Origin of the sequence: Pseudoalteromonas sp. MMG006 (assembly GCF_018101025.1) — a bacterium.
Classification (GTDB): Bacteria; Pseudomonadota; Gammaproteobacteria; order Enterobacterales; family Alteromonadaceae; genus Pseudoalteromonas.
Map to the genome: position 1 here is coordinate 1 of NZ_JAGJEJ010000048.1, position 1,242 is coordinate 1,242.

General features: G+C 51.9%; 1 protein-coding gene. It reads right to left on the reverse strand.

Features of this window, described 5'->3' with window-relative positions; genetic code table 11:
• Positions 1–1,233: condensation domain-containing protein (locus tag J8L73_RS19120; protein ID WP_282098653.1), on the reverse strand; the 1,233-nt coding region annotated here is incomplete at its 3' end.
• Between the last annotated feature and the right edge of the window lie 9 nt (positions 1,234–1,242).

Below are 1,242 nucleotides of genomic sequence, written 5' to 3' on the forward strand. Positions count from 1 at the left end.
TTGCTCATCCAAGTTCTGGACACTGAACATGATCTGAACTAATGGATGATGCGATAAGCTGCGTTGCGGACGCAATTGCTCCACTAACATCTCAAACGGCACATCCTGATGCGCAAACGCCTCCAACAAGGTCTTTCTGTTGCTTTGCAACAACTCTCTGAAACACGCCTGACCATCCAGTCGTGTACGCAACACCAATGTGTTCACAAAGAAACCGATTAGCGACTCTACTTCCTCATGCTGACGACCCGCCACTGGACTGCCCATTACTATGTCGTCGTTGTTACTATAACGTCCCAACAACACTGCAAACGCCGTTTGCAACAACATGAACAGCGTCACCCCTTCTGACTCCGCCAGTGACTTCAACGACTGACTCAACGACGGTGATAACGTCATCGTTTGCTGTTGACCTTTAAACGTCTGACGAGCCGGTCTGACATAGTCCAACGGTAAACCATGCAACAGTGGCATATCAGCCAACTGCGCTCTCCAGTACTCTAACCTCGACGCTAACACTTCTCCTTGTAACCAGCCTCGCTGCCACGACGCATAATCCGCATACTGTACCGGTAACTCTGGCAACCCCTCTGTATTCCCCTGATGGAACCAGGCATACCAATGCGCAAACTCTTCCACCAATATCCCCATCGACCAACCGTCCGACGCGATATGATGCAGGTTAAACAACAACACATGCTCTTCATCCGCTACCTGCAACAAGGTACTGCGCAACAACACATCCGCACTCAGATCAAACGGACGCCCCGCCTCTTCTGCAATATACGCTTCAAGCTCTGCCTCTACCTCGGCTACTTCACGCAAGTCCACCTGTCTCAGCGGCAGCTCATAGTCTTGCATCACCACTTGACACACCGACTCCCCTTGCCCGACAAACCGACTGCGCAGCACTTCATGGCGCGATAAAATCTTCTCCAGCGCACCACCTAATGCCGCTTTGTTTAACACCCCCGTCAAACGCAATGCCCCTGGCATATTGTAATGGGCACTGCTGCCTTCTAACTGGTCAATAAACCACAGACGTTGCTGAGCGTACGACAGCACCAACGGCTCTGCTCTGGACACCCTATTGATCGCCGGTAACACTCCTTTGCTCTCTTGTCCCGCTACCACCGCGACCAAGTCCCCTAACATCGGACAGCGGAAGATCTCACTCAATGGCACTTCCACATCCAACTCTCGACGCAGTCGACTCACCAACCTTGTCGCCAATAATGAATG